At 64.4% G+C, this 22,915-nt stretch carries 17 protein-coding genes and 1 tRNA gene; 9 read left to right on the top strand and 9 right to left on the bottom strand.

Annotated elements, in window-relative coordinates:
• The first annotated feature begins 91 nt into the window (after positions 1–91).
• Complete coding sequence (locus tag GRI89_RS07280; RefSeq protein WP_159793645.1) at positions 92–1,042, top strand: LysR family transcriptional regulator; 951 nt, start codon at positions 92–94, stop codon at positions 1,040–1,042.
• Here GRI89_RS07280 and GRI89_RS07275 read toward each other — a convergent pair.
• From GRI89_RS07275 to GRI89_RS07260, 4 genes are all read right to left on the bottom strand, one after another.
• Positions 1,039–2,358 carry a sulfatase-like hydrolase/transferase gene (locus tag GRI89_RS07275; protein WP_159793643.1) on the bottom strand — a complete coding sequence of 440 codons (1,320 nt, stop codon included), beginning with the start codon at positions 2,356–2,358 and terminating at the stop codon, positions 1,039–1,041. The two genes, GRI89_RS07280 and GRI89_RS07275, sit on opposite strands and share 4 nt — an antisense overlap.
• The gene (locus GRI89_RS07270) at positions 2,355–2,738 is read right to left on the bottom strand and encodes a VOC family protein (protein WP_159793641.1); all 384 of its coding nucleotides are present in this window, start codon (positions 2,736–2,738) and stop codon (positions 2,355–2,357) included. The genes GRI89_RS07275 and GRI89_RS07270 overlap by 4 nt, the downstream gene beginning before the upstream one ends.
• A 15-nt stretch (positions 2,739–2,753) precedes the next feature.
• Positions 2,754–3,191 carry an EamA family transporter gene (locus GRI89_RS07265; RefSeq protein ID WP_159793639.1) on the bottom strand — a complete coding sequence of 146 codons (438 nt, stop codon included), beginning with the start codon at positions 3,189–3,191 and terminating at the stop codon, positions 2,754–2,756.
• 74 nt (positions 3,192–3,265) lie between these two features.
• A tRNA-Gln gene (locus tag GRI89_RS07260) sits at positions 3,266–3,340 on the bottom strand.
• Between the two features lie 191 nt (positions 3,341–3,531).
• Between GRI89_RS07260 and GRI89_RS07255 the strand changes: the two genes are divergently transcribed.
• Both GRI89_RS07255 and GRI89_RS07250 read left to right on the top strand, forming a co-directional pair.
• Positions 3,532–5,709, top strand: a complete 2,178-nt coding sequence (locus tag GRI89_RS07255; RefSeq protein WP_235912854.1) for a TonB-dependent receptor — start codon at positions 3,532–3,534, stop codon at positions 5,707–5,709.
• A gap of 126 nt (positions 5,710–5,835) precedes the next feature.
• Entirely contained in the window at positions 5,836–7,947 is a 2,112-nt protein-coding gene (locus GRI89_RS07250) for a TonB-dependent receptor plug domain-containing protein (RefSeq protein WP_159793635.1), read from the top strand.
• Positions 7,948–7,971: 24 nt separating this feature from the next.
• Here GRI89_RS07250 and yghU read toward each other — a convergent pair whose 3' ends face one another.
• Positions 7,972–8,841, bottom strand: a complete 870-nt coding sequence (gene yghU, locus GRI89_RS07245; protein WP_159793633.1) for a glutathione-dependent disulfide-bond oxidoreductase — start codon at positions 8,839–8,841, stop codon at positions 7,972–7,974.
• A gap of 377 nt (positions 8,842–9,218) precedes the next feature.
• Here yghU and GRI89_RS07240 point away from each other — a divergent pair, with 377 nt between their 5' ends.
• Complete coding sequence (locus tag GRI89_RS07240; RefSeq protein ID WP_159793631.1) at positions 9,219–10,808, top strand: transferrin-binding protein-like solute binding protein; 1,590 nt, start codon at positions 9,219–9,221, stop codon at positions 10,806–10,808.
• A gap of 16 nt (positions 10,809–10,824) precedes the next feature.
• Here the strand turns inward: GRI89_RS07240 and GRI89_RS07235 are convergent, their stop codons facing one another.
• A complete protein-coding gene (locus GRI89_RS07235; protein ID WP_159793629.1) occupies positions 10,825–11,205 on the bottom strand; it encodes a hypothetical protein in 381 nt (126 codons plus the stop codon).
• A gap of 101 nt (positions 11,206–11,306) precedes the next feature.
• Between GRI89_RS07235 and GRI89_RS07230 the strand changes: the two genes are divergently transcribed.
• A complete protein-coding gene (locus GRI89_RS07230; protein WP_159793627.1) occupies positions 11,307–12,278 on the top strand; it encodes a glutathione S-transferase family protein in 972 nt (323 codons plus the stop codon).
• Here GRI89_RS07230 and GRI89_RS07225 read toward each other — a convergent pair.
• Entirely contained in the window at positions 12,275–12,721 is a 447-nt protein-coding gene (locus GRI89_RS07225; RefSeq protein WP_201290879.1) for an MEKHLA domain-containing protein, read from the bottom strand. The genes GRI89_RS07230 and GRI89_RS07225 overlap by 4 nt on opposite strands.
• 60 nt (positions 12,722–12,781) lie before the next feature.
• Here GRI89_RS07225 and GRI89_RS07220 point away from each other — a divergent pair, with 60 nt between their 5' ends.
• The 3 genes from GRI89_RS07220 to GRI89_RS07210 all read left to right on the top strand — a co-directional run bounded on the left by GRI89_RS07220 (position 12,782) and on the right by GRI89_RS07210 (position 16,642).
• A complete protein-coding gene (locus GRI89_RS07220; RefSeq protein ID WP_159793625.1) occupies positions 12,782–14,395 on the top strand; it encodes a GMC family oxidoreductase in 1,614 nt (537 codons plus the stop codon).
• A 103-nt stretch (positions 14,396–14,498) separates the two neighbouring features.
• Positions 14,499–15,584, top strand: coding sequence for a HupE/UreJ family protein (locus GRI89_RS07215; protein ID WP_235912853.1), 1,086 nt, complete (start codon positions 14,499–14,501; stop codon positions 15,582–15,584).
• Positions 15,584–16,642, top strand: coding sequence for an MBL fold metallo-hydrolase (locus GRI89_RS07210; RefSeq protein ID WP_159793623.1), 1,059 nt, complete (start codon positions 15,584–15,586; stop codon positions 16,640–16,642). The genes GRI89_RS07215 and GRI89_RS07210 overlap by 1 nt, the downstream gene beginning before the upstream one ends.
• Positions 16,643–16,675: 33 nt before the next feature.
• Here the strand turns inward: GRI89_RS07210 and GRI89_RS07205 are convergent, their stop codons facing one another.
• Both GRI89_RS07205 and GRI89_RS07200 read right to left on the bottom strand, forming a co-directional pair.
• Positions 16,676–18,457 (bottom strand): DUF885 domain-containing protein, encoded by a 1,782-nt coding sequence (locus tag GRI89_RS07205; protein WP_159793621.1) that lies wholly within the window; start codon positions 18,455–18,457, stop codon positions 16,676–16,678.
• A gap of 85 nt (positions 18,458–18,542) precedes the next feature.
• Positions 18,543–20,135, bottom strand: a complete 1,593-nt coding sequence (locus tag GRI89_RS07200) for a M20/M25/M40 family metallo-hydrolase (RefSeq protein WP_235912851.1) — start codon at positions 20,133–20,135, stop codon at positions 18,543–18,545.
• Positions 20,136–20,382: 247 nt separating this feature from the next.
• On the opposite strand from GRI89_RS07200, the gene GRI89_RS07195 reads away from it, so the two are divergent.
• Positions 20,383–22,914 carry a glycosyl hydrolase 115 family protein gene (locus GRI89_RS07195; protein ID WP_159793617.1) on the top strand — a complete coding sequence of 844 codons (2,532 nt, stop codon included), beginning with the start codon at positions 20,383–20,385 and terminating at the stop codon, positions 22,912–22,914.
• The last annotated feature ends 1 nt before the right edge of the window (position 22,915 follow it).

Below are 22,915 nucleotides of genomic sequence, written 5' to 3'. Positions count from 1 at the left end.
GGAAATCGCGGGAATCGCCCCTGCAAAGCAACGCATCGCAAAGTGATGACAACACATTATTTACAGGTTATGGGCTGCGTCGGGACTGATAATGCCTAACCTACCTTTCACCTTGCGCCAGCTGGAAGTCTACGCCAGCCTCTGCGCCACGCGCAGCTTTCGCCGTACAGCGGAAACGCTCGGCATTTCACAGGCTTCGGTCAGCAACCAGATCAAGGCGCTGGAAGAGCAGCTGGGCGTTTCCTTGCTCTCGCGGCGTCCGGGCAAGCGACCCAGCCTGACGCAGGACGGTATGTCGTTCCTCGAAGACCTGCGCGAATTCACCAGCGCCGGCGAGCGGCTCGCCAGCCATCGCCGCAGCCAGCCCGAGCGCGACGGACCGGTTACCTACCGCATCCGGGTGGGGCAGGGACTAGTCGACTATTTCGTCAAACCCAAGCTCGACCGCTTCCTGTCGCAGCACCCCAACATCCAGCTCGAATTCGAGGCCCAGCCACCGAGCTACCGCTATGCCCAGGACATCCAGGACGCGCGGTTCGACTTTGCGCTGTTCCACTTGCGGGCCGATCGCCCGGTCGATCCGGCGATGCGCCAGCTGGCCATGGTCCGCGGCGGCATCTTCGGCCATCGCAAGTTCCTGAAGGGAAGGAAATCGCCGCTTTCGGCCGACGAGATGTCGCAGTTGCCGTTCGTCCTGCCCCAGGCGGGAAGCCTGCAGGAACGCGAGGTCCTCAAGGCGTTCGAAGTCCACGGCATCGTGCCGCGCAAGGTCGTCAGCCACACCCAGTTCTTCGACGTGATCGGCACCATGCTCGAACGCGGTCACGGCGTCGCCTCGTTCTCGGAGGTCATGCTGCCTCCCGAAGTGCGCAAGGACGTGGTGCTGCTCTACCCGCTGCAGGACTGGCGGCTGATCTGGTATCGCCAGGACCACGGCACCGATCCGCGCTGCGACATCGTCGAGAGCTTCATGATGTCGAGCGTGCTGCAGGACCCAAACTATCCGACCATCGAGGTGTTCGCCGGGGCCTACGCGAACTAGCTGTCGACCCCGAAGTAGTCCGCGAGTTCCGCTCCGGTGAAACCGTGCCGCCCGGCTTCCGGGTCGGGCGGCAGCATTGTCCGGTTCCACGCCTCCCACTCGGCGATGAGCCTGGCGAATACCTCTGGCTGGCGAGCCTTGAGGTTGCCGCGCTCCATGGGGTCGGCGACGATGTCGAACAGGAACTCGTTGCCGGCAATGCGCAGGTACTTCATCCGTCCGATCCGCGCCGCGCGCTGGTCGTGGTTGCCGAAGCGGAAGAACAGCCCGCGCTCGGGGATCGCGCCGCCTGCGATGGCGCCACGGATGTCGATCCCGTCGCTTGGGAACTCGGGATCCGGCGAGCCTCCGGCGGCGGCGAGGAAGGTCGGCAGCCAGTCCATCGTCATGACCTGCGCCTCGCTCTCGCTGCCCGGCGCCGCGACCCCGGGCCAGCGGACGATGGCGGGCACCCGCAGCCCGCCTTCGAGCAGCTCGGTCTTGCGGCCGTTGAACGGCCACATGTCGGAAAAGCGCTCGCCGCCATTGTCGCTGGTAAACACGACGATCGTTTCATTCGCCAAACGGAGCCGATCAAGCGCTTCAATCACATGTTCGCAAGCCAGGTCGAGCGACCGCACCATCGCCGCGTAGGTCGCCATGTCGCCGCCGTCCCAGTGGATGATCGGTATGGGATCGTCTTTCGCGGTGAGCCGATCGCTCTCCGCCTTGCCTGCGGCATCTGGCGCCTCCCACGGCCAGTGCGGCGCGGTGAAGTTGAGGTTGAGGAAGAACGGCTGCCCGGCGGCGGCGCGCTCCTCCAGCACCTGCACCGCGCGCTCGGCCAGCAGCTCGGTGAGGTAGCCGGTGCGCTCGATGTTCTCGGTCCCGTCCCACAGGTCGTTTTTCCCGAGGTGGCGGTGGGTGAAGTAATCGACCCCGCCGCCGCGGATGCCCCAGAATTCGTCGAACCCGCTGTTGAGCGGGCAGTAGTCCGGCAGGTCGCCGAGGTGCCACTTGCCGACGAGGCTGGTGTGGTAGCCGCGGTCGCGCAGCAGCGAGGGTAGGGTCGGGTGCTCGGGCGGCAGGCCGATCGCGCGGCCCTGCAGCGGCTCCTCCAGCCCGATCGGAAGGCGGTACTGGTAGCGCCCGGTCATGAACGCGACGCGGGTCGCCGTGCACACCGCGCTGTTGGCGTAGGCGTGGGTGAAGCGCATGCCTTGGCTCGCCAGCCGGTCGAGCGCCGGGGTCTGGTAGTCCTGCCGCCCGTAACACGACAGGTCGGCGTAGCCGAGGTCGTCGGCGAGGATGAAGACGATGTTCGGCTGGCGGCTCATGCCGGCAGCTGGACCAGCTCGATCTCGTGCCCGTCGGGGCTCTTGAGCATAGCCACCAGCACCGGCCCGACCGGGAAAATCCCGGTGAGCTGCTGCGCGCCAGCCGCCAGCGCCTGCTCGTGCGCGGCGGCGATATCGTCGCACTGGAAGCCGACAGGGCCGTGACCGGGGCCGACCGACACGTCGCGCCCGTCCTTGTAGGCGACGAGCAACAGGTTGGGTCCAGCTTGCTGGCCGGGCAGGGCTAGGATATGCTCGAGAAAGTCGGGCTCATCGAAGGTCTGCACGACCGCGAAGCCAAAGCCCCGCTCCCAGAAGGCCAGTGCCGCGTCCATGTCGGGCACGTTGAGCTTGAAGAAGTTGAGTGCGATTCCGCTCATCGTTCGATCTCTCTCTTAGCCGCGCCAGGCGATCAGGAAGCCGCCCGCGGTGACCAGCGCCACGCCGATCCACCCGTAGGCAGTGAGCCGCTCGCCAAGCAGGACGACGCCAAGCACGGCGACCAGCACGACGCTCAGCTTGTCGACGGGCGCCACCTGCGCCGCCTCGCCGATCGACAGCGCCCGGAAATAGCACAGCCAACTCGCCCCGGTCGCAAGGCCCGATAATGTCAGGAACAGCATCGCCTTGCGCGTCATGCCGTGTTCGCCGGACAGCTTGCCGGTCAGTGCCAGCAGGGTCGCAAGCGCCCCGGCGACGATTATCGTCCGCACAAAGGTGGCGAGGTCGGGATCGATGCCCTGCACGCCGACCTTGGCGAGTATCGCCGTCAACGCCGCGAATAGCGCGGACAGCAGAGTCCAGAACTGCCAGCTTGTGAAAACCGCCTGCATCGCGCGCGAGGCTAACGACGCGAACCCGCCTGTCGAGAGAGTTTGAAATCGCGGGGTTCGAAACCGCGATGCGCTGGCTGGGGCGGCAGGATTCGAACCTGCGAATGCCGGTACCAAAAACCGGTGCCTTACCACTTGGCGACGCCCCACCAGCGCAGCGCCCATAGGCTGGCCTCCGGGGGAAGGGAAGGGGGTCGAGCCGGGCCGTGCAATCAAATTGCCAGTATTTCCCGAAACGTCTATATCGCACAGGATAATTACAAGGGTGTGGGAGGATCGGATGCTGAAGATTTGCGGGGGCCGGCTTGCCGGCGCTTCGTTGGCCGCACTTGCCTTTGTCATGTCAGGACCGGCTGCGGCTCAAGATGACGCGGCGAGCGACGAGCAGGCGCAAAAGCCCGCAGACAGCGGCAACCAGATCATCGTCTATGGCTTGCGCCGCGAGGATACCTTGCAGGATACTCCGGCGGCGATCACTGCCTTCGACGCGGAGGCGATCGAGAACGCCGGGATCGACAAGCCTGCCGACTTCATCAACCTCACCTCGAACGTGAACCTCGTCGAGACGCAGAACGTCGGCAACGCCTTCATCGTCATTCGCGGCATTACCCAGGCGCGCAACAGCGAGCCGTCAGTGGCGGTGGTCATCGACGGGGTGCAGCAGGTCAATGCGGCGGCCTTCAACCAGGACCTTTTCGACATCGCGCAGATCGAAGTGCTCAAGGGTCCGCAAGGTGCGCTTTACGGCCGCAACGCCATCGGCGGGGCGATCATCATCACTACCAAGCAGCCGAGCGACCAGCTCGAGGGCAGCATCACGGCGGGGATCGACAATGGTTTCGGGTACTACACGCGGGCCGGAATCAGCGGCCCGCTGAGCGACGGCATCAAGTTCCGCATCGCTGGCCTGTACAAGGACACCGACGGCTACATCCCCAATCCCTACCTCGGGCGCGAGGCCGATCCCTACAAGGACTATGCCCTGCGCGGGAGCCTGCTGTTCGATGCCGGCGGCGGCTTCAGCGCCGACCTGCGGGCCTCGCTGGACCGTACCCGCACCACCGGCTTCTGGTACAACATCGTCGGCGACGTGAACGACACCAGCCTGCCGGTTCGGGTCAACAACGAAGGTATCGACAACCGCGACATGAACAATGTCTCGGCCAAGCTGACCTATGAGTCCGACGATTTCACGATCACCTCGGTCACCTCGTACGACACGGTGAAGGAAATCATCACCGGCGACGCTTTCGACTTCCTGCCGACCAACGAGGCGTTCTGCGCCCTGCCGTCAGACCCGTGCTTCTCGGGCAGCACCGACCTCAACCAGAGCCAGTACCTCAACGTGAAGGCGTTCAGCCAGGAACTGCGGGTCGAAAGCCCGGCGGACGAAGACCTGTTCTGGATGGTCGGTGGATACCTGATCTCGACCGACCGGTTCATCTCGACCGGCAACATGCTGGACCTCGATAAGGGCGTGTTCCCGGTCTACCGCACGCCGTCGACCAACGCGGACAACCCGCAATATTCGTTCCTGTCGGACTCGCAGGACAACTTCGCCTGGGCGGCCTTCGCCAATCTCGGGTACAAGATTTCGGACATGGTGCGGGTCGATGCCTCGGTGCGTTACGATCACGACCGGCGGCGCAACACGACCGAGACGCCCAACGCATGGCTCGGGTACATCAACTACATCGCGTTCCTGTTCGGCGCGCCGCAGAGCGCGCAGGGCGACGTGCGGACCCGCAACTTCAGCGACTGGCAGCCAAAGTTCACGGTTACCGTGACGCCGAACAGCGACTTGACGTTCTACGGCGGCTATTCGCGCGGCTTCCGCTCGGGCGGCTTCAACCAGACCGGTGTCGGCGTGGTCGCCGCGGCCAACGGCGTTGTCGGGGTCAACGACGTGTTCGAAGCGGAGACCGCCGACACCTGGGAGCTCGGATTCAAGTCGCAGCTCGCGGACGGGTTGTTCACCGTCAACGGCTCGATCTACACGACCGAGTCGAAGAACAGCTATTTCTTCGTCTACCTCTACGCCAACTCGACGCAAAACCTCGGCAATGTGCCCAAGGTACGGCTCAAGGGTCTCGAGCTCGAAGCTCTTGTGACCCCGACGGACGACCTGCAGTTCAACGTCGCCTGGGGCCTGACCGGCAGCGAGATCAAGGAGTTCCCCGATCCCGCCGCAATCGGCAATGAGGCGCCGGTGGTCTCGCGCTCGACGCTCAACTTCGGGGCGCAGTTCACGCCCTATATCGGCGGTGAGGTCTCGGCCTTGCTCCGGGCCGACTATCGCCGCATCGGGCGGACCTGGTGGGACGTCTATAACTCCACCGTGCGCCGTCCGGTCGAACTGGTCGATGTGCGCGCAGGCGTGAAGGGCGATCACTGGAGCCTGACCGGCTTCGCCAGCAACCTCTTCAACGAGAAATACAACGCCGAATTCTCGCCCGGCGGCTTCGTTTTCAAGGCGCGGCCGCGGATCTTTGGCGTGGAGGCTGGATACAACTTCTGACCCGTGACGGGGGCGGACTGCCGCTTCCCGATCGGCACAATTGGTCGAATTGACGCTGGTCGATTCCGGATCGACGCAGGTCGAAGTCGCGGTGCCCGCGATTGCGGCCTACGTCACGGGCGCGCGATGTCAAAAACGATAAACAAGAACCGTCGCCCTTTCCCTTCCAACCTTAGACTTGCCACCGCGATCGCGACCATAGCGCTTGCAGTTCCGTCACTTGCCGCCGCGCAGGACAATGCAGAAGATGCGGTCGCCGCGTCCGGCGAGGCTGGCAAGTTGGTTTACACCCCGGCCGACTTCGCCCGCTTTTCGCCGAAGACGGCCTACGACATGCTGTCGCAGGTCCCGAGCTTCACGATTCACAGCTCCGACCAGGAACGCGGGCTGGGACAGGCATCGGAAAATGTCCTCATCGATGGGCAACGCGTCGCCAACAAGACCGGCGGCGCCGTCGACGTTTTGCAGAAGACTCCGGCGGCAAATGTCGTGCGCATCGAGATCGTCGACGCCTCCACGCTCGGCATCGCCGGGCTTTCCGGCCAGGTCGCCAATGTTGTGCTGACCGAGGAGAAATCGGCCAGCGGACAGTTCGCCTGGCGGCCTGACGTGCGGGCGCACTACGCCAAGCCCAATTTCTTCAAAGGCAACATCAGTTACTCGGGCAAGAGCGGCTGGCTCGATTACACCCTGTCGATCAAGAACCCCGGCGGTCGCGGCGCATTTGCCGGCCCTATCGTGCTGACCGACGCATCAGGCAACGTGATCGAAACCCGTCACCAGCTCTTTCACTCCGAGAGCGAGCTGGTCACCTTCGAGACCAAGTTCGGCATCGACGGTCCAGGGACTTCGGAAGGCAACCTCACGCTCGGTTACACTCCCTACTGGGCGCCGAGCTACAGCCGCGAGGATCGCATGCCGGTCGGCGGCGTCAACTACACCCGGTTGAACGACCAGAAGCTCGACGGCTTCTACTACGACGTCAACGGCGACTATGCCTTCGATCTCGGCGGTGGCCGGCTGAAGCTGATCGGCCTCAGGCATTTCGACCACGAGCCGTTCGACGTTTCACAGATCAATTCCTACGCCGACGGGCGCCCCGACGACGGAGTGCGTTTCCTGCGCAACAGCCGCATCGGCGAAACCGTGCTACGCGCCGAATACGGCTGGAAGGGCGGCAAGAACGACTGGCAGCTCTCGTTCGAGCGGGCCTACAACTCACTCGACCAGCGGGGCACGCTCTACACGCTAGGGGCCGACGGCGAGTTTACGGAAGTGCCGTACCCTGACGGGAGCGGTCATGTCGTGGAGACCCGTTACGAGGGCATCGCGACCTGGAACCGCCCGATCGGCGACAAGGCCGACATCCAGGTGGCTGCCGGAGCCGAAGTCTCGAAGTTGGCGCGCCTCGATGGCGATCTTGAACCGCGCGATTTCTTCCGGCCGAAGGGCAGCGTTGTTCTCGGCTGGCGGCCTGGCGACGACTGGGACCTGAGCCTCCGCCTGCGCCGCCGCGTTGGCCAGATCAGCTTCTACGATTTTCTCGCGCAGCCGAACCTGCAGCAGGAACGCGAGAACAGCGGCAACCCCGACCTCGTCCCGCCGCAGAGCTGGGAGGTCGAAACCGAATTCGGCAAGTCGCTCGGCGCATGGGGCAAGACCCGGCTGCGGCTCTACCACCACTGGATCGAAGACATCGTCGACATCATCCCGGTCGGCGTCGACGGCGAAGCGGTCGGCAACCTGCCGCATGCGCGCCGCTGGGGCATGGAATGGACCAATACCTTCCAACTCGAGCCGGTCGGCGTGAAGGGCGCGAAGATCGACCTTTCGCTGGAACTCCAGGATTCGAGTGTCGCCGACCCGCTTTCGGGCATGCATCGCCCGATCAGCAACGAACTGAAGCGCTACGTCAATGCCAGCTATCGGCACGACATCCCCAGTAGCGACTGGGCATACGGCTTCGGGGCCGAGCACTATCGGATGCAGAAGGGCTATTACCTCACCGAGATCAGCGAAGGGTGGGAAGGCCCGTTGTTCGACTACTGGTTCATCGAGAACAAGGACGTTTTCGGGCTGACGGTCAATTTCACCGTTGTGAACCTGACCAATGCGCGGCACCGGCGCGAACGCACGGTCTACGACGGCCGCCGCCTCAGCGATCCGGTCCTGTTCAACCAGTTGCATGACCAGCTGATCGGCCCGATCTTCCGCCTGACCGTGAAGGGAACTTTCTAGCGCCAGGCCGCGGGCGCCGGCGGATCAAACGTCGGCGCGCTTCCTGACCGGCTCGAACAGGCTGCGGTCCTCGACCTTGTCGAAGTCCGCGGCGCTGTGGCGTTCAGCCATCGCCTGGCTGTTGACCAGCCGCCCACGGATCGCAGCCGGGCGGGCGTCGATGGCTTTCACCCAGCGCGCGACGTTCTCGTACTCGTCGAGGCTGAGGAACACGTCGCAGCGGTTGTAGGCGCCGTGGTAGAGGTTGCCAAGCCAAGTGTAGGCGGCGATGTCGGCGATCGTATAGTCGTCGCCGCCAAGGTATTCAGTCTTCGCCAGTTGCATGTCGGCGACCGAGAACAACCGCTTGGTTTCCATCGCGTAGCGGTCGATCGGATACTTGTAGCGTTTGGGCGCGTAGACGTAGAAATGCCCGAAGCCGCCGCCGATGAACGGCGCGCTGCCCATCTGCCACATCAGCCAGCTCAGCGTTTCGGCGCGGGCCGGGTTCTGCTTGGGCAGCAGGTATCCGAACTTCTCGGCGAGGTGGACGAGGATCGCGCCGCTCTCGAACACGCGGAATGGCTGCGGGCCACTCCGGTCGAGCAGTGCAGGAATCTTGGAATTGGGATTGAGGTCGACGAAGCCCGACCAGAACTGCGCGCCCTCGAAGATCTTGATCAGCCAGGCGTCGTATTCCGCGCCCGAGAAGCCCGCTTCGAGCAGCTCCTCGAACATGATCGTCACCTTCACACCGTTGGGCGTGCCGAGCGAGTAGAGCTGGAACGGATGCTCGCCGACCGTCAGCTCCTTCTCCTCGCGCGCGCCGGCAGTCGGGCGGTTGATGCCGGCGAACTGCCCCCCGTTTTCCGGATCGAAGGTCCAGACCTTGGGCGGGATGTAGACGTCGGACATGGGGCTCTCCTCGGACGCTGATTGACTGTGTCCACTCATGGCGGGCGCCACCCGGTGGGGCAAGCGAGAGATTGTTGACCCAGGCGATAGCCCCGGTTTCAAGGCCGTAAACTCGGGCGCAAGCGTCTTAAGGGCCTTGCAATATCGCAATGTTTACAGGAAATTGAATCAAACACATACCAAGGGGTCGCATCAGCATGAAGTCTATTGGCCTGACGCTTGCCGTCAGCTCTGCCTTTTGTCTCGCCGCCTGCGGAGGCGGTGGGGGAACCTCGAGAGGCGGAGGCGTGATCAGCACACCGGCTCCGTCACCAGCTCCGGCACCAGCTCCGGCACCAGCTCCGACCGTTCAGAGCCTCGACACTCGAAGCTTCTCCATGACTGCCGTCAATGGCACTGCCACAGTCGATCCGGGGACCACTCTGACTACGTCTGGCAGTCAGGGCACCACTTCGCTGACCTTCAGCTACGATGCATCAAGCAAAACCTATACGGTCAAGACCTCTGCGCACGAATCGAGTTTCGGTGACTCAGCAGACCGGGCAGCGAGCGGCACGAACGCATTCCAAGTCTACGATTTCAAGGCAACGAGCGGAACGGCGACTGAGACGCTCAATCTATATCACGGTACGCTGGATCGGCTGTCTGAGACCAAGCGAGTCTCTGTCGGAATGTGGTACAGCGTCGACGGTAACCAGCTCAAATACGAGATCTTTCTGTTCGGGTTCCCCAGCGCATCGGGCGAGATTCCGACCACTGGCAAGGCGCAATTTGCCGCGGCAGTCTATGGGATCTACAGCGAGACGAGCAAGGAACCCTATGTGTTCCAGGAAGATGCGACCGCGCTGCTCGATTTCGACCGCGGTGTCTTCACGATCGAAGGCAAGGGAACAAACGACACTAGTCTGTATACGGGTACGGGTCGGGGAACTGTGACTGCATTCCGCGCGTCGGGCCAACTGAGCTCAACCGGCAACCTGTCAGGCACATTTTCCTACGAGAATGCTTCCGGTGTCATGGCTGGTCCCTTGCACGGCAACTTTTTTGGTCCTGGTGCCGAGGAATTTGGCGGGACCTTCGCGTCTGCCGGCATGAGTGGGCAAATGATCGCGGGGGGATTTCTGGGCGTGAAGACGGGGGCGCCCCAGTCCAATATCTCGCTGTCCGACTTCGTGACCGACCAACACTACTTTCTGCCTAGGGCAGAGTTCTTCAATCAGCGGCACCACTCAGGTGGAGGCACCGGCTACGGTTCGGTCAGTCTGGGCAATTCGGGTTTTCAACAATCGGTCGACGGGACCTATTGGGTCAGCGGTTACAATGCCAATGAAGGGCAATTCGGCGCAGCGGATAAGGTCTCTGGCGGCGACCCGAGTTTCATCACCTACGCTCGCACAATCGGTGATATCGACTACGGACTGAAGCTGTACGACGGGCCTGTGGACGGCGTTCGCCTGACTTATGTGAATTTTGCCGAATACTTCCAGGTCGTTCACGTCGACACAATCGACGGTATCAACCGCAGCTTCTTTCCCTTTGGCATTGAAACGCTCAATGGCGTTCTTGCAGGCTTGACCGGAACTGGCACCTACAAGGGCATTGCCTATGGCGCGGCTACCAACACGGATGGCAGCCGGCGGATCGATGTCACCGGCACGAGTCAGTTCGATTTCGATTTCGCCAATCTGTCGCTGACTGGCTGGCTAGAACTGGCGGGGACCGACCTCGACGATTCATCGAGTATCGATTTCGGTCGTTTCGACTTAGCACAGACGGTGGCGTACCGGCGGAATGCAATCGCAGGTGACCTGCTTCATGGAGGTACGGATGTCGGAGACATCCAACTGCGTTTCTATGGTCCGACCGGCGAGGAAATTGGCGGCGCTTTCGGCATCGGCGATGCATACGGCATGCCCGGTACGCTGAATTACACCATTGGCGGCGCCACTATCGGCAAACGCGACTGAGCGTTGGGAGGCTCGGTTAGCCCTCTCGCATGCCGAGCCAGCCGCCCAGTGTGCCGGCCACAATGCGGCCGATGTTCGATACGACCAGCAATCCCACCAGTCCGCCGCCGAGCGCAAACGAGAGAGCGATGTCGAAGGCGGCGGCGATGCAGCCCATCGCCAGACCGTTTTTGACACGCTGATCGGGCGGGGCGAGGCGGCCGGTCCACCAGCCGCCGATCATGCACAACAGGAAGCCCGAAACCGGCCCGACCAGCGCGCCCATTTGCTGGGCGAACGGCGTCGCTTCTTTCCATCCGGACGGTCCGAAAACCGCGACAATGGCCATGAGGGCGACGATGCCTGCCGCCTCTGCGAACAGCGTCGCCACGATCGCGCGGCGCCAGTTGATCTGCACTTGATGTCTCCCTGTTCCGATGCCGCACGATAGGGCCGCGCCGCGGGCTGACAAGGGGCGTTCGCATCCCTACTCCGGCTGGGCCAACAGGAGAGCAATGCATGTCCCAACTCTACGACGGTGTCTGGCGCGACAGTCCCCCAGCGGCCGAAGAAATCGGCAAGGACGGCCAGTTCCGGCGGATCGACAGCCCGCTGCGTGACTGGATCGAGCCCGACCCTGACGCGAAGTTTCCGGCCGAGGCGGGGCGGTACCACGTGTTCGTTTCGTGGACCTGCCCGTGGGCCTCGCGCGTTACCGCCTATCGCGTGCTCATGGGGCTGCAGGACGTGGTCAGCATGTCCGCCGCGGGGCCGACCATCGACAACCAGGGCTGGATGTTCGACCACGAGACGATCCCGCCATTCACGATCCCGCATCCGCTGTATCGCGTCTACCAGGAGCATGACGCGCACTACACCGGCAAGGCGACCGTACCGACGCTGTGGGACAAGAAGACCGGGCAGATCGTAAACAACGAAAGCGCCGACATCATCCGCATGTTCAACGGCGCCTTCGACGAGATCACGGGCAACACGCTGGACCTCTATCCCGAGGACCTGCGGCCCGAGATCGATCGCTGGAACGACGTGATCTATCCGGGTCTCAACAACGGGGTCTACCGCGCCGGGTTCGCCGCCTCCCAGAGCGCCTACGAACGTGCTGCGCATGGGGTGTTCGAGACGCTCGATGCGATGGAAGCGCACCTTGCGACCAACCGCTACCTCGCCGGCGAATGGCTGACCGAGGCCGACTGGCGCGCTTTCACCACGCTGGTGCGCTTCGACGTCGGGTATCACGGCGCCTTCAAGTGCAACCTCAGGCGGATCGACGATTACCCGGCGCTGTCGGGCTACCTGCGCGAACTCTACCAGTGGCCGGGCATCGCCGGAACGGTGAAGCTGGAGGAGATCAAGCGCAACTACTACGCGCTGACCGACCGGCACCACATTTACCCAATCGGGCCGAAGGTCGATCTTTCGACGACCCACGGACGGGAAGGCTTGAAGGGGAGCGGAATCCGCGGCGGTTAGACGGGGATCCAGTCGGTGAAGGTGGCGGCCTGCCCGTGGCGGGTGCCGGCTTCGTCGACGAGGTTCCAGATAATGGCGTTTTCGATGCGGAATCGCGTTCCGTCGGCTGCAATCCTGACGCCGCCATAACCGGTCACGATGTCGTCCGTTTCGAGCCGCTCGAACATGCGCGCACGCTCTTCGCGGGCGTCAGGCTCGGCAGACTGGTACGATGGCAGGCCGATGAACTGGACGGCGGTCATCGCAAACAGCTCGAGCACCAGCTGGTTACCGTAGAAGAACAGCGGCGGATCTTCGGTCCCGTGCGCCAGAACGGCGCGCGGGGCATCCCACAGGAGAGCCGGGGACGGCGCGAGTGGCTGTCCCGCCAGTCGCGCGAAACTCTCTACAATCAGCCTCAGGCGCGGCCCGGCATTGGCCTGCATTTTTGCCCGTTCGTCCATTGCACACGCCTTGCGCCGCCAGCTGCTGTGTCGCAAGGACGACGCGCAAGGGAGACTGGAATGGCCGGACAACCGGACCTCATCATAATCGGCGGCGGATCGGCCGGGGCGGCCTGCGCGGCGCGGCTGGCCGAAGGCGGCAAGCGCGTGCTGCTGGTCGAGGCGGGCAAGTCCGACAAGGACATTCGCTCGAAGGTCCCGGCGCTGATGAGCGGGATCGTCCACACGCCCGAATTCGACTGGATGTACTCGGCCGAACCCGACGAAAGCGTCGGCGGGCGGCCCGACGTCTGGCCTGCTGCCAAGCGGCTGGGCGGCGGCAGCGCGATCAACGGGATGATGTTCATTCGTGGCCACCAGTGGGACTACGATCGCTGGGCCGAGCTCGGCGCGACTGGCTGGGACTATGCCAGCGTGCTGCCCTATTTCCGCCGGATGGAGGACAACGAGCGAGGTGCCGACCAGTGGCGCGGGCGCGGCGGGCCTGTGTCGGTCAGCGAGGTGCGCAGCCGCTACAAGGTCACCGACGAATGGATCGCCGCGGTTCAGGAGGCGGGCTACCCGCGCTCGCTCGACCTCAATGGCGAGAGTGCCGAGGGCGTCGACTACATCCAGCTCTCGCAGCGTCGCGGACTGAGGCATTCGACCGCCAGCGCCTACCTTTCCCCGCCACCGCGCGGGCTGGAGGTGATGCTCGAAGCCTCCGTCCAGCGGATCGTTGCCAGAGAAGGCCGCGTCACCGCCGTCGTGGTGCGGCGCGATGGGCGCGAGGAGACGCTGACCTCGCGTGAGGGTGTGGTGCTCTGCGCCGGTGCGCTCAACACGCCGCGGCTGCTGATGCTCAGCGGGATCGGTCCGGCCAAGCATCTTGCGCATCACGGCATTGCGGTGGTGCAGGACTTGCCGGGGGTGGGGCAGAACCTGCAGGAGCATTCGGCCTGCCACCTCGTCAACACGGTCAGTGCCCGCACGCTCAATGACGACAGCCGCGGCATGTCGGGCGTGCGGCAGGTGCTGGCGCTTGCCATCCGCAGGAGCGGGGCGCTGACGACAGGTATCGGCCACGCGCAGGCCTTCATCAAGAGCCGCGCGGAACTTCAGGCCCCAAATCTGCAACTGGCATTCTCCGCCTTCGCCTTCGACATAACGCCGCAGGGCAACCTCGAGTTGCGCAAGGAAGCCTCGGTGACGACACTGGTCGGGCTGATGCGGCCACAATCGCGCGGGATGGTCGAGCTGCGCCGCGCCGATCCGGATGCCCCGCCGCTGATCCGCCACCGCCTGCTCGGCGAGGGCGACGACCTCGAACAGCTGATCGACGGACTGGAGATCGCCCGCCGGATCATGGACCAGCCGGCGATTGCCGGAGACGTTACGGGCGAGGTCCGTCCCGGCCGCGAACTCGATAGCCGCGAGGCGCTCGGCCACTATGCGCGCGCGGCGACGATCCCGATGTTCCACCCGGTTGGCACAGCAAAGATGGGCGCGAAGGACGATCCCGAGGCGGTGGTCGGACCTGATTGCAGGCTGCGCGGACTCGACGGCCTGTGGGTCGCCGATGCCTCGATCATGCCGACGATCCCGCAGGGCAACACCAACGCCACGGCAATCATGATCGGCGAGCGGGCCAGCGACCTGATCCTGTCGGGTCTCAAGGAGAGGCTCGCAGCTTAGTGCAGCCCGATATTCTTCGTCATTGCGAGGAGGCAAAGCCGACGAAGCAATCCAGCGCGGCCCTGTGTCTCCCTGCATTGCTTCGCTGCGCTCGCAATGACGAATGGTGAGTTTGGTTTGCCGATTTCTCGCCGCATTTGCGCTGGCGCTGCTCGCGGCGGGTCCGGCGCAGGCGCACCCGGCGCCGTTCTCCTACCTCGACGTCCGTTATGACGAGCAGCGCGGTATCGTCGGCACGCTGACGATCCACGAATTCGACCTCGCGCATGACCTGCAGCTGACCGATCCGGCACAACTGCGGGACGCGCACCTGCTGATCCACATGATGGACGACATCGGGCCGATGATGGCCAAGCGCTTCGTGCTCGCCGCCGACGGAAGGCCGCTCACCCTCGAGTGGGAGTATGCCGAGCCGCTGGCCGAACAAAACGCGGTGCGGTTGTGGTTTCATGCCACCGGGCCTCCCGGCGGCAAGCTGCATTACTCGGGCGAAATGTTCCCCTACGATCCGCAGCACCAGACCTTCATCAACGTCTATGACGGCGGCAAGCTGGTCGACCAGTGGATTGTCGGGAAGGGGGACGCGTCGCGGACCTATTACCGCGGCAACGCCGCCGGCGCAGTGCAGGTCCTCAAGACCTTCATTCCCGCGGGCGCGCATCACATCTGGATCGGACCCGACCACCTGCTGTTCCTGCTCGGGCTGTTGCTGTTCGGCGGCACCTGGCGGCGGCTGGCCGGCATCGTTACCGCCTTCACCGTCGGCCATTCGATCACCCTGTCGCTGGCGGTCCTCGAGATCTGGAGCCCGCCGTCATGGCTGGTCGAGCCCATGATCGCTCTGACCATCATCGTGGTCGGGGCGGACAACCTGCTTCGCGGCGAGGGCAAGGACCTACGCATCTGGCTCGCCGGGACATTCGGGCTGATCCACGGCTTTGGTTTCGCCTCGGTCCTGCGCGAATTCGGGCTTCCGCAGGCGGCGCTCGGGTGGAGCCTGTTCGGGTTCAACTTCGGCGTCGAGCTGGGCCAGCTCGCAGTGGTTATCCCGCTAGCACTGGCGCTCGGCTGGCTATGGCGGAAACGTCCTGCAAACGCGCGACAATTGGCGACAGCGGGTTCGGTTGTCGTGGTAGCCGCGGGCGTCTATTGGTTTGTACAAAGAACATTCCTGATGGGAGGAACCTGATGAACCGCAGCCTGATTATCGGCACGATCGTTGCCACAGGTGTGATCGCCGCCTGCGCGACGGCGCCTTCCGCCGACAGCACGGCCTCCGCCACCGCCGGGGCGAGCACGGCAATCGCGACAACGCCGATGGACACGCCGCCTCCGGGGTATCAACCGGCCACCGGGCCGGGGCTGCCGGGCGTCTCCCCGATCGAGCACGTCAAGGGACAGGTCTACAAGATCTTTGGCGCCGGCGGGAATACCACCGTGTTCGTGATGTCCGACGGTGTGGCCCTGGTCGACACCAAGCTGCCCAACACCGGGCAGGCGATCCTCGACGAGGTGCGCAAGGTTACCGACAAGCCAGTAACGATCGTCATCAACACCCACAGTCACCCCGACCACGTCGGCTCGAACCAGTTCTTCAAGGACCAGCTGCCGACTGTCGAGGTCGTGGCGCAGGCCAATTCCGCCTCCCGCATGGCGGTGGCGAGCGGGCCGTTCCCGGCCAACCCGGCGACCACGAGCTTCGAGACCAAGACCACTCTGGGCGCGGGCAAGGACCGCATCGACGTCTATTACTTCGGTCCCGGCCACACCAACGGTGACGCCTTCATCGTCTTTGCCAACGACAAGGTCATGGCGACCGGTGACATCATGGCGTGGTCGATGGCTCCGCTGATCGACCCCTCGAGCGGCGGCAGCGCGATCGGTGCGGCCGACACACTGATGAAGGCGGCCGCCGGCATCAAGGGCGTCGACACGATCGTCGAAGGCCATGGCTACATCCAGCCGTGGTCGCGCTTTGTCGACTTCGCCAATTTCAACAAGGCGCTAGCCGACGAGACCCGCAAGGTGAACGCCGCGGGCGGCACGCCCAAGGACGTCGTCGACAACCTCGTCGATGGCGGCAAGTGGACGACCTTCCTCACAGACCACACGCTGACCGGGCTCGAATACGGCAGCACCGGGCAGAACCGCGCGCTGATCAACGCGATCGTCGGGCTTCAGGAACTTCGCGGCGAAAAGCCGGTCACGATCATGAACCTCAAGCCCGAGGAAGCCTACAAGCGCTGAGTTGGGAAGCGGCTCCGCCACCGGGGCCGCTCCTTATTTCGCCAGCTGCGCGGGGATGAAGTCGCTGCGTACCGTGTCGGCCAATTGGCCGAGCGGCAGCAGGCCTTGCGAGATGACGAAATCGTTGAACGCCGTGCGATCGAACTTGTCGCTAAGCGCCACCTCGGTTTCGATCCTGAGGTTGGCGAGCTTGCCGTAGCCGTAGAAGTAGCTTCCCGCCTGGCCCTGGCCGCGGAAGGTGTAGCGGTCGACTTCCTGCTTGGTCATGGCGACCGACAGGCCGACTTCTTCGCGCAGCCATTTGGTCGCTTCGGCGGGCGTGATCATGCCGAGATTGAGCATAGGGTCGAGGATCGCCCGGCTCTCGCGCAGCAACAGGAACTGCAGCGCGATGAGCTGCCCCTCAATCGGCTCGTAGGGCATGAACTCGGCTTCGGCGTAGAGGCCCCAGCCTTCGGCGTTGACGCTGTTGAATGCGTAGAGTGCGCGCGCCTGGCTGACTCCGCGCAGGACCATCTGGGCGAACTGCAATTCATGTCCCGGCCGAGCTTCGTGCGCGCTCAGTGTCCACGAGGCTGCCTTGAAATTGAAGTCGTCGTAGGCGGCGTCGGGTCCGGCCGAGGGATCGCCGGTGCCGAGCACGAACTGGCCGCGTTCGCCGGTGTTGCCGATCAAGCGCGGCGGCTGCATGTGCGGCGCGGGCTGCGAGGCGTTCTCCGCCGGGGTGCCGAGCCGCATCAGGACCGGGAAATCGGGGACGTCGATGATCTTCTCATCGGTGATCATCTTGTCGATTTGCCCAAGCACACCGGCGTAGAAGGTTTCCATCTCGTCATTCGGGATGACGTCCTTCTTGAGTGCGGCGATGACCGAAGGATAGTCGGTCTTCTCGAACCCGAACTTGGCGGCGACCTGCGGGGCCAGCGCCATCATCTGGGTACGCGTATCGTAGAACCCGCGCCGCGCCCGTTCGATCAGCTCTTCGGGCGGAATGTCGATGCCGAACTGCTTCAGACGGAAGGCATAGAGCTCGGGCGGCAGGCGGAAATCGTCGCGGGCCTTCGGCAAGACGTTGGCCTTTTCCCACTCGGCGTATTCGCGCAATTGCCTGTCGAGCGTAGCGAGCGCCTTGTCCGAGCCTTTGATGTTGGCCTTGGCGAACAGCGCATGGATGCCGGCGATGTAAGTCTCGGTCTTGCCCAGCGTATCTTCGACGCGGCCCTTGTAAGGGCCGACCTTGCCGTCGCCGAGGCTCTCGGCCCAGCGGGCCTTGGCCAGTTCGGTCAGCGGCGTAGAGCCGGGGTAGAGTCCGGCGTATCGCTGCAGCAGTTCGAGGGCCTTGGCCTGCCGCTTGGCACCGATCTGCGCATCGAGCGCCGAATTCATCGAGCCGAAAATGAACTGCGGAACGTCGATCCAGGTGAGTTGAAGCCGGTCGGTGAGCTGGGTGCCCTCGACCGACTGGTCGATCGAATCGATCAGGATCTGCAGGTCCTGCTTGACCAGCGGATCGCTTTCGCTCGCCAGCGCGGCAGCGAAACGGGCGCGCTGCGCCTGCTCCATCGCGATGTACCGTTGTGACAGGTCTGGCCCGAGGTCGATGGCCTTGCCGTCGAACTGCTCGAGTCCGTTGGACGAGGCATTCTCCGGTGCGAACTGGGCTTCGGCCAGCATCAGTTGCTGGGTGTATTCGTTGCTCTTCGCGATCCAATCCTGGCTAGCCGGTGCAGTGGAAGATTCCTGCGCCTGCGCGACGGCGGGAATGGCGAGTGCAAGGGCGGCGGCGCCGAACAGGGCGGCAGATCTGGTTTTCATGATTTCCCCTGTAGGTGAATTCTCTCTGTCAGGGGCAATAGCCTGATCGGGCGGCGCTGTCTCCACGCCGCCCGACCAATGCAGTTTAGTCTTCGTCCGGATACTTCCATTCGAACGGCTTGGTCTCGACCGGCTTCTTCGGCAGCGGTTCGCGCGGCAGGGTCGCGCTGTCGTTGGCCGCTTGCAACAGGATACCGGCTATCACGGTCGACGTCTGGCGCAGGTCGTCTGCGGGGATGTGGTCGAAAGTGTCGATGTTGGTGTGGTGCAGGCGCGCGCTGTAATCGAGCGGGTCCTGGATGAACTGGAACGCCGGCAGGCCGAGACGCTGGAAGAACACGTGGTCGGTCCCGCTGGTACTGCCGGAAACGACCTTTTCCGCCCCGAGGCTGGCGAACGGCTTGAGCCACTTGCCGAGCAGCGATTCGGCGGCAACGTTGCCCTCGGCGTGGATGCCGCGGATCTTGCCCACGCCGTTGTCCATGTTGAAGTAGGCCTTGAGTTCGCTGTAACCCGGCTTCGGGGTAATCGGCCATGAATCCGCCCAGAACGAAGGTTCTGCACCCGGGATCGCATTCTCTTCACCGGCACGGCTGGCGATGTGCTGGCGGATATAGGCGAATGAACCGAGCAGGCCTTGTTCCTCGCCTGACCACAGAACGAAGCGAATGGTGCGCTTCGGTTTTGCGCCAGTCGCCTTGAGGATGCGCGCCGCTTCGAGAATCGCAACGGTCGAGGCGCCGTTGTCGACCGCTCCGTCACCCGCGGCCCAGCTGTCGAAGTGACCGCCGACCATGATGTAACCGGCCTTGGGATCGCTGCCCGGGATTTCGCCGATGATGTTGTATCCCTTGGTATCGTCATCGGTGAAGCGCACTTCGCTGTCGAGCGAGACGCGCGGTGCCGGGCCGACCCGGCTCAGTCGGGCGAGGCGGCGGTAGTCTTCCGCGGCGATTTCGAATGCCGGCAACTGCGGTGTGCGTCCGGAGAGGTAGGTATAGTTACTGCCGTGCAGGAGCTTGCCGTCGCGGTAGGAGATCTTGGCCCAGGCGATAGCCCCCTCGCTGCGGAGGAATTCGTCGAGCGCCAGCGTGAAGTCGCCGCGCACCAGCGTTCCCTTGGCCTCGCGCTCGGCGATGGCGTGCGGATCGTATGTCGGCAGCGCCATGGTGTCTCTCTTGGCGATGTCGGACGTTTCCAGCCGGTTGAAAGGTGCAGTTGACGGTTCGTCGCCGGTGCCTGGCTTGCTGACGAGGACGATCTTGCCGGCCAGCTTGCCGCGATAGGCTTCGAAGTGTTCCTTCTTGCTCATCGGCGCGACGACGACTTCGCCTTCGATCCGGCCATCGGTGCCGGGGGTCCAGGCCAGCGGAATCGCGGTCAGTTCGATCGGGCGCGGGGAGAGCATCCAGACGTCAGAGCGGACCTGTTCCCAGCCGCGGCCAAACTCGAAGCCTTCCTTGTGGATGTTCGAAAGGCCGATCTCGGCCATTTCCTTGACCGCCCATTCCTCGGCCTTGCGCATACCCGGCGAGTTGGTCAGCCGCGGCCCGATGCGGTCCATCAGGTCCTGCGCGCGTAGTAGCGCCTCGTTGCGGTTGAGGCCTTCGTCGATGACGGCGGCGACCGCGCTATCGTCTTCGGCATGGAGGGGGGCGGAAAGCAAAACAAGCGGCATCGCGCACGCAAGCGCGAGAGATTTACGAAGCGGCATTTTGACCCTTTTGAAGTGACATTGCGACCGGCACCTTTGCGGTGCTACGAGACAATCCGCTTAGGCGGAGCCGGCGCGCCAATGCAAGAGGGCCAGTCGCGCATGTGGCCCCAACGGTGCCTGTCCTTGATCGTGTTACGCCGAATCCCCCCGACGTGTGACCTCTGTGGCACGCGTGACGGGGCGTGCGGAGCGTGTTAGCTCCGCCGCCATGCCCGGTCGCACGCTTCGCTCGCTCTTACTGCCGCTCGTTGCGGCCTTGCTGTTGTTCTTCCCGCGCGCCGTTTTGGCCTGCGAGGGAGCGGTCGCCGTTTGCGAGACCGCAGGCGAGGGTTCTCTCGGTCTGATTGCGGGCGGGCGCGCCCTGCCGGTGGTCGTGGATTCGGCGGCCGGTCCGGCGGTGCGCCACGCGGCGGAAGGTTTTGCGGCGGACCTTGGGCGGGTCGGGGGTAATGCGGCGGACGTCCTGCAAGCGGCTCCTGCCGCCGCAACCGGCGCGGTCATCGTCGGTGTCGCGGGCAATGGCGGGTTGGTCGACCGGCTCGCCGCCGAAGGGCGGATCGATCTGTCTCAGGTGACCGGCAAGTGGGAGGCCTTCGGCCAGTTCGTGGTCGACAACCCCTTGCCCGGCGTCGAACGCGCGCTCGTCATCGCCGGGAGCGACAAGCGGGGCGCGGTCTACGGGCTCTACGACCTGTCGGAACGGATCGGCGTATCGCCGTGGTATTGGTGGGCAGACGTTCCCGTCGAACGTCGCGACATGCTTTACCTAACCGCCGGATCGAGGACCGATGCTCCGGCTGTGCGCTACCGCGGCTTCTTCATCAACGACGAGGATCCGGCCTTCGGCGGCTGGGCGCGGGCGAAGTTCGGCGGCGTCAATTCAGCAGCATACGCCCACGTCTATGAGCTGCTCTTCCGCCTCAAGGGCAACTACCTGTGGCCGGCGATGTGGGACAAGTCGCTCGCCGAGGACGATCCGAAGAGCCTCGCTCTGGCGGCCGAGATGGGCGTGGTGCTCGGCACTTCGCACCACGAACCGCTGACGCGCGCGCAGGCCGAATGGAGTCATGCCAAGGAGTCGGGCCGGGCCTCGGGCGACTGGAACTACGAGACCAACGGCGCGGTGCTGCGCAGGTTCTGGCGCGAGGGGATGGAGCGCTTCGCCGCCAGCGGTGGCGACGCGGTGGTCACGGTCGGCATGCGCGGTGACGGCGACGAGGCGATGAGCGAGGAAACCGCGATTCCCCTGCTCGAGCGGATCGTCACCGACCAGCGCGAGATCATCGCTGCGACCACCGGCAAGCCGGCGAGCGAGACGCCGCAGGTCTGGGCGCTCTACAAGGAAGTGCAGGACTATTACGATCAGGGCATGCGCGTCCCCGACGACGTGACGCTGCTGTTCTCCGATGACAACTGGGGCCAAATTCGCCGCCTGCCCGATCCCGCCGCGCCGCCGCGTTCGGGCGGATACGGGATCTATTACCACTTCGACTACGTCGGCGCGCCGCGCAGCTACAAGTGGACCGATACCAACCAGGTAGCCAAGGTCTGGCAGCAGATGGACCTCGCCTGGCAACGCGGAGCTCGCGCAATGTGGGTGGTCAACGTCGGCGACATCAAACCGATGGAGTACCCGCTCGATTTCTTCCTCCACATGGCGTGGGACCCGCAGGCCATGACGCCAGAGGCGATCGCCACCAATCCGGTCGAGTGGGCCGCCAAACAGTTCGGCGCGGCGAACGGCGAGGCGATTGGCGCAGTGCTGGCCGATTACGGAACGCTTGCTTCGAAGCGAAAACCGGAACTTCTCGACGCGAAAAGCTTCGCGCCAGACGAATACCGCATGCTCGCCGCGCGGTGGGACGATCTCGTGGGGCGCGTGGCGCGTGCCGGGGCAGGGCTGCGGCCCGACCAGCGCGATGCCTATTACCAGCTCGTCGAATACCGCGTCCTGTCGCTCGCCAACCTCTACCGGATGTACGCAGCGGCGGCGTGGAACGCATTCTACGCGGGCCGCGACCCGGCGCGCGCCGAGGCCAATGCCGCCGAGGCAGAGCGCGCCTTCGCCCGCGACAAGGTCCTGACCCGTCAATACGACGAGATGGCCGGCGGCAAGTGGGCCGGGATGATGAACCAGACCCACATCGGCTATTCGAGCTGGAACGACCCGCCGGAGGACGTGATGCCGCCGCTCGTGCGTGGGGTCGGGGCCGTCACCGGCCCGCCTGCCGAACAGGAGGTAGAGGCAAAGGAAGTCCTCGCCATTCCAGCAGCCGCGTTCGAAACCGCCGCGGGCGCGGGCCGATTCGAATGGACGGCTGTTCCCCAACTCGGCCAATGGGGCGCGGCGCCGCTGGCGTTGCCGCAGGGGCAGGCGCCGACCACCGTGAGCGACGGCGTGTTCCTCGAATACCCCTTCCGGCTGACCGAGACGGGCGAATACGATCTCGACGTCCAGCTCGTGCCAACGCTCGATACCATCGGCACTGGCGGGCCGCGCTTCGCGATCCAGCTCGACGACGGGCCGGTCGAAACGCTCGCCATCGTACTCGAACCGACCGGAGGCGCTGCCGACGCGCCTGCCAAACAGGCCTGGTACGATGCGGTGAGCGACAACACGGTCGAACTGTCGCGCCCGCTCGGCCGCCTGTCGCGCGGCGAGCATCGCCTGCGGTTCTACCGCATCGACGACAACGTCATTCCGGAAGTGTTCTTCCTGCGCCCCGCCGCCGGGGAGTAGC

The organism is Croceibacterium salegens (assembly GCF_009827435.1).
In the GTDB taxonomy this organism is placed as follows: Bacteria; Pseudomonadota; Alphaproteobacteria; order Sphingomonadales; family Sphingomonadaceae; genus Croceibacterium_B; species Croceibacterium_B salegens.
Note: the sequence above shows the minus strand (reverse complement) of the source record. Positions and strands in the feature narration are given on the sequence as shown.

Excerpts from the sequence above, each read along its gene's own strand:
- GRI89_RS07280 (WP_159793645.1), top strand. The coding sequence starts at position 92 with ATGCCTAACCTACCTTTCACCTTGCGCCAGCTGGAAGTCTACGCCAGC.
- GRI89_RS07275 (WP_159793643.1), bottom strand. The coding sequence starts at position 2,358 with ATGAGCCGCCAGCCGAACATCGTCTTCATCCTCGCCGACGACCTCGGC.
- GRI89_RS07270 (WP_159793641.1), bottom strand. The coding sequence starts at position 2,738 with ATGAGCGGAATCGCACTCAACTTCTTCAAGCTCAACGTGCCCGACATG.
- GRI89_RS07265 (WP_159793639.1), bottom strand. The coding sequence starts at position 3,191 with ATGCAGGCGGTTTTCACAAGCTGGCAGTTCTGGACTCTGCTGTCCGCG.
- GRI89_RS07255 (WP_235912854.1), top strand. The coding sequence starts at position 3,532 with ATGTCAGGACCGGCTGCGGCTCAAGATGACGCGGCGAGCGACGAGCAG.
- GRI89_RS07250 (WP_159793635.1), top strand. The coding sequence starts at position 5,836 with ATGTCAAAAACGATAAACAAGAACCGTCGCCCTTTCCCTTCCAACCTT.
- yghU (WP_159793633.1), bottom strand. The coding sequence starts at position 8,841 with ATGTCCGACGTCTACATCCCGCCCAAGGTCTGGACCTTCGATCCGGAA.
- GRI89_RS07240 (WP_159793631.1), top strand. The coding sequence starts at position 9,219 with ATGACTGCCGTCAATGGCACTGCCACAGTCGATCCGGGGACCACTCTG.
- GRI89_RS07230 (WP_159793627.1), top strand. The coding sequence starts at position 11,307 with ATGTCCCAACTCTACGACGGTGTCTGGCGCGACAGTCCCCCAGCGGCC.
- GRI89_RS07225 (WP_201290879.1), bottom strand. The coding sequence starts at position 12,721 with ATGGACGAACGGGCAAAAATGCAGGCCAATGCCGGGCCGCGCCTGAGG.
- GRI89_RS07220 (WP_159793625.1), top strand. The coding sequence starts at position 12,782 with ATGGCCGGACAACCGGACCTCATCATAATCGGCGGCGGATCGGCCGGG.
- GRI89_RS07215 (WP_235912853.1), top strand. The coding sequence starts at position 14,499 with ATGGTGAGTTTGGTTTGCCGATTTCTCGCCGCATTTGCGCTGGCGCTG.
- GRI89_RS07210 (WP_159793623.1), top strand. The coding sequence starts at position 15,584 with ATGAACCGCAGCCTGATTATCGGCACGATCGTTGCCACAGGTGTGATC.
- GRI89_RS07205 (WP_159793621.1), bottom strand. The coding sequence starts at position 18,457 with ATGAAAACCAGATCTGCCGCCCTGTTCGGCGCCGCCGCCCTTGCACTC.
- GRI89_RS07200 (WP_235912851.1), bottom strand. The coding sequence starts at position 20,135 with ATGCCGCTTGTTTTGCTTTCCGCCCCCCTCCATGCCGAAGACGATAGC.
- GRI89_RS07195 (WP_159793617.1), top strand. The coding sequence starts at position 20,383 with ATGCCCGGTCGCACGCTTCGCTCGCTCTTACTGCCGCTCGTTGCGGCC.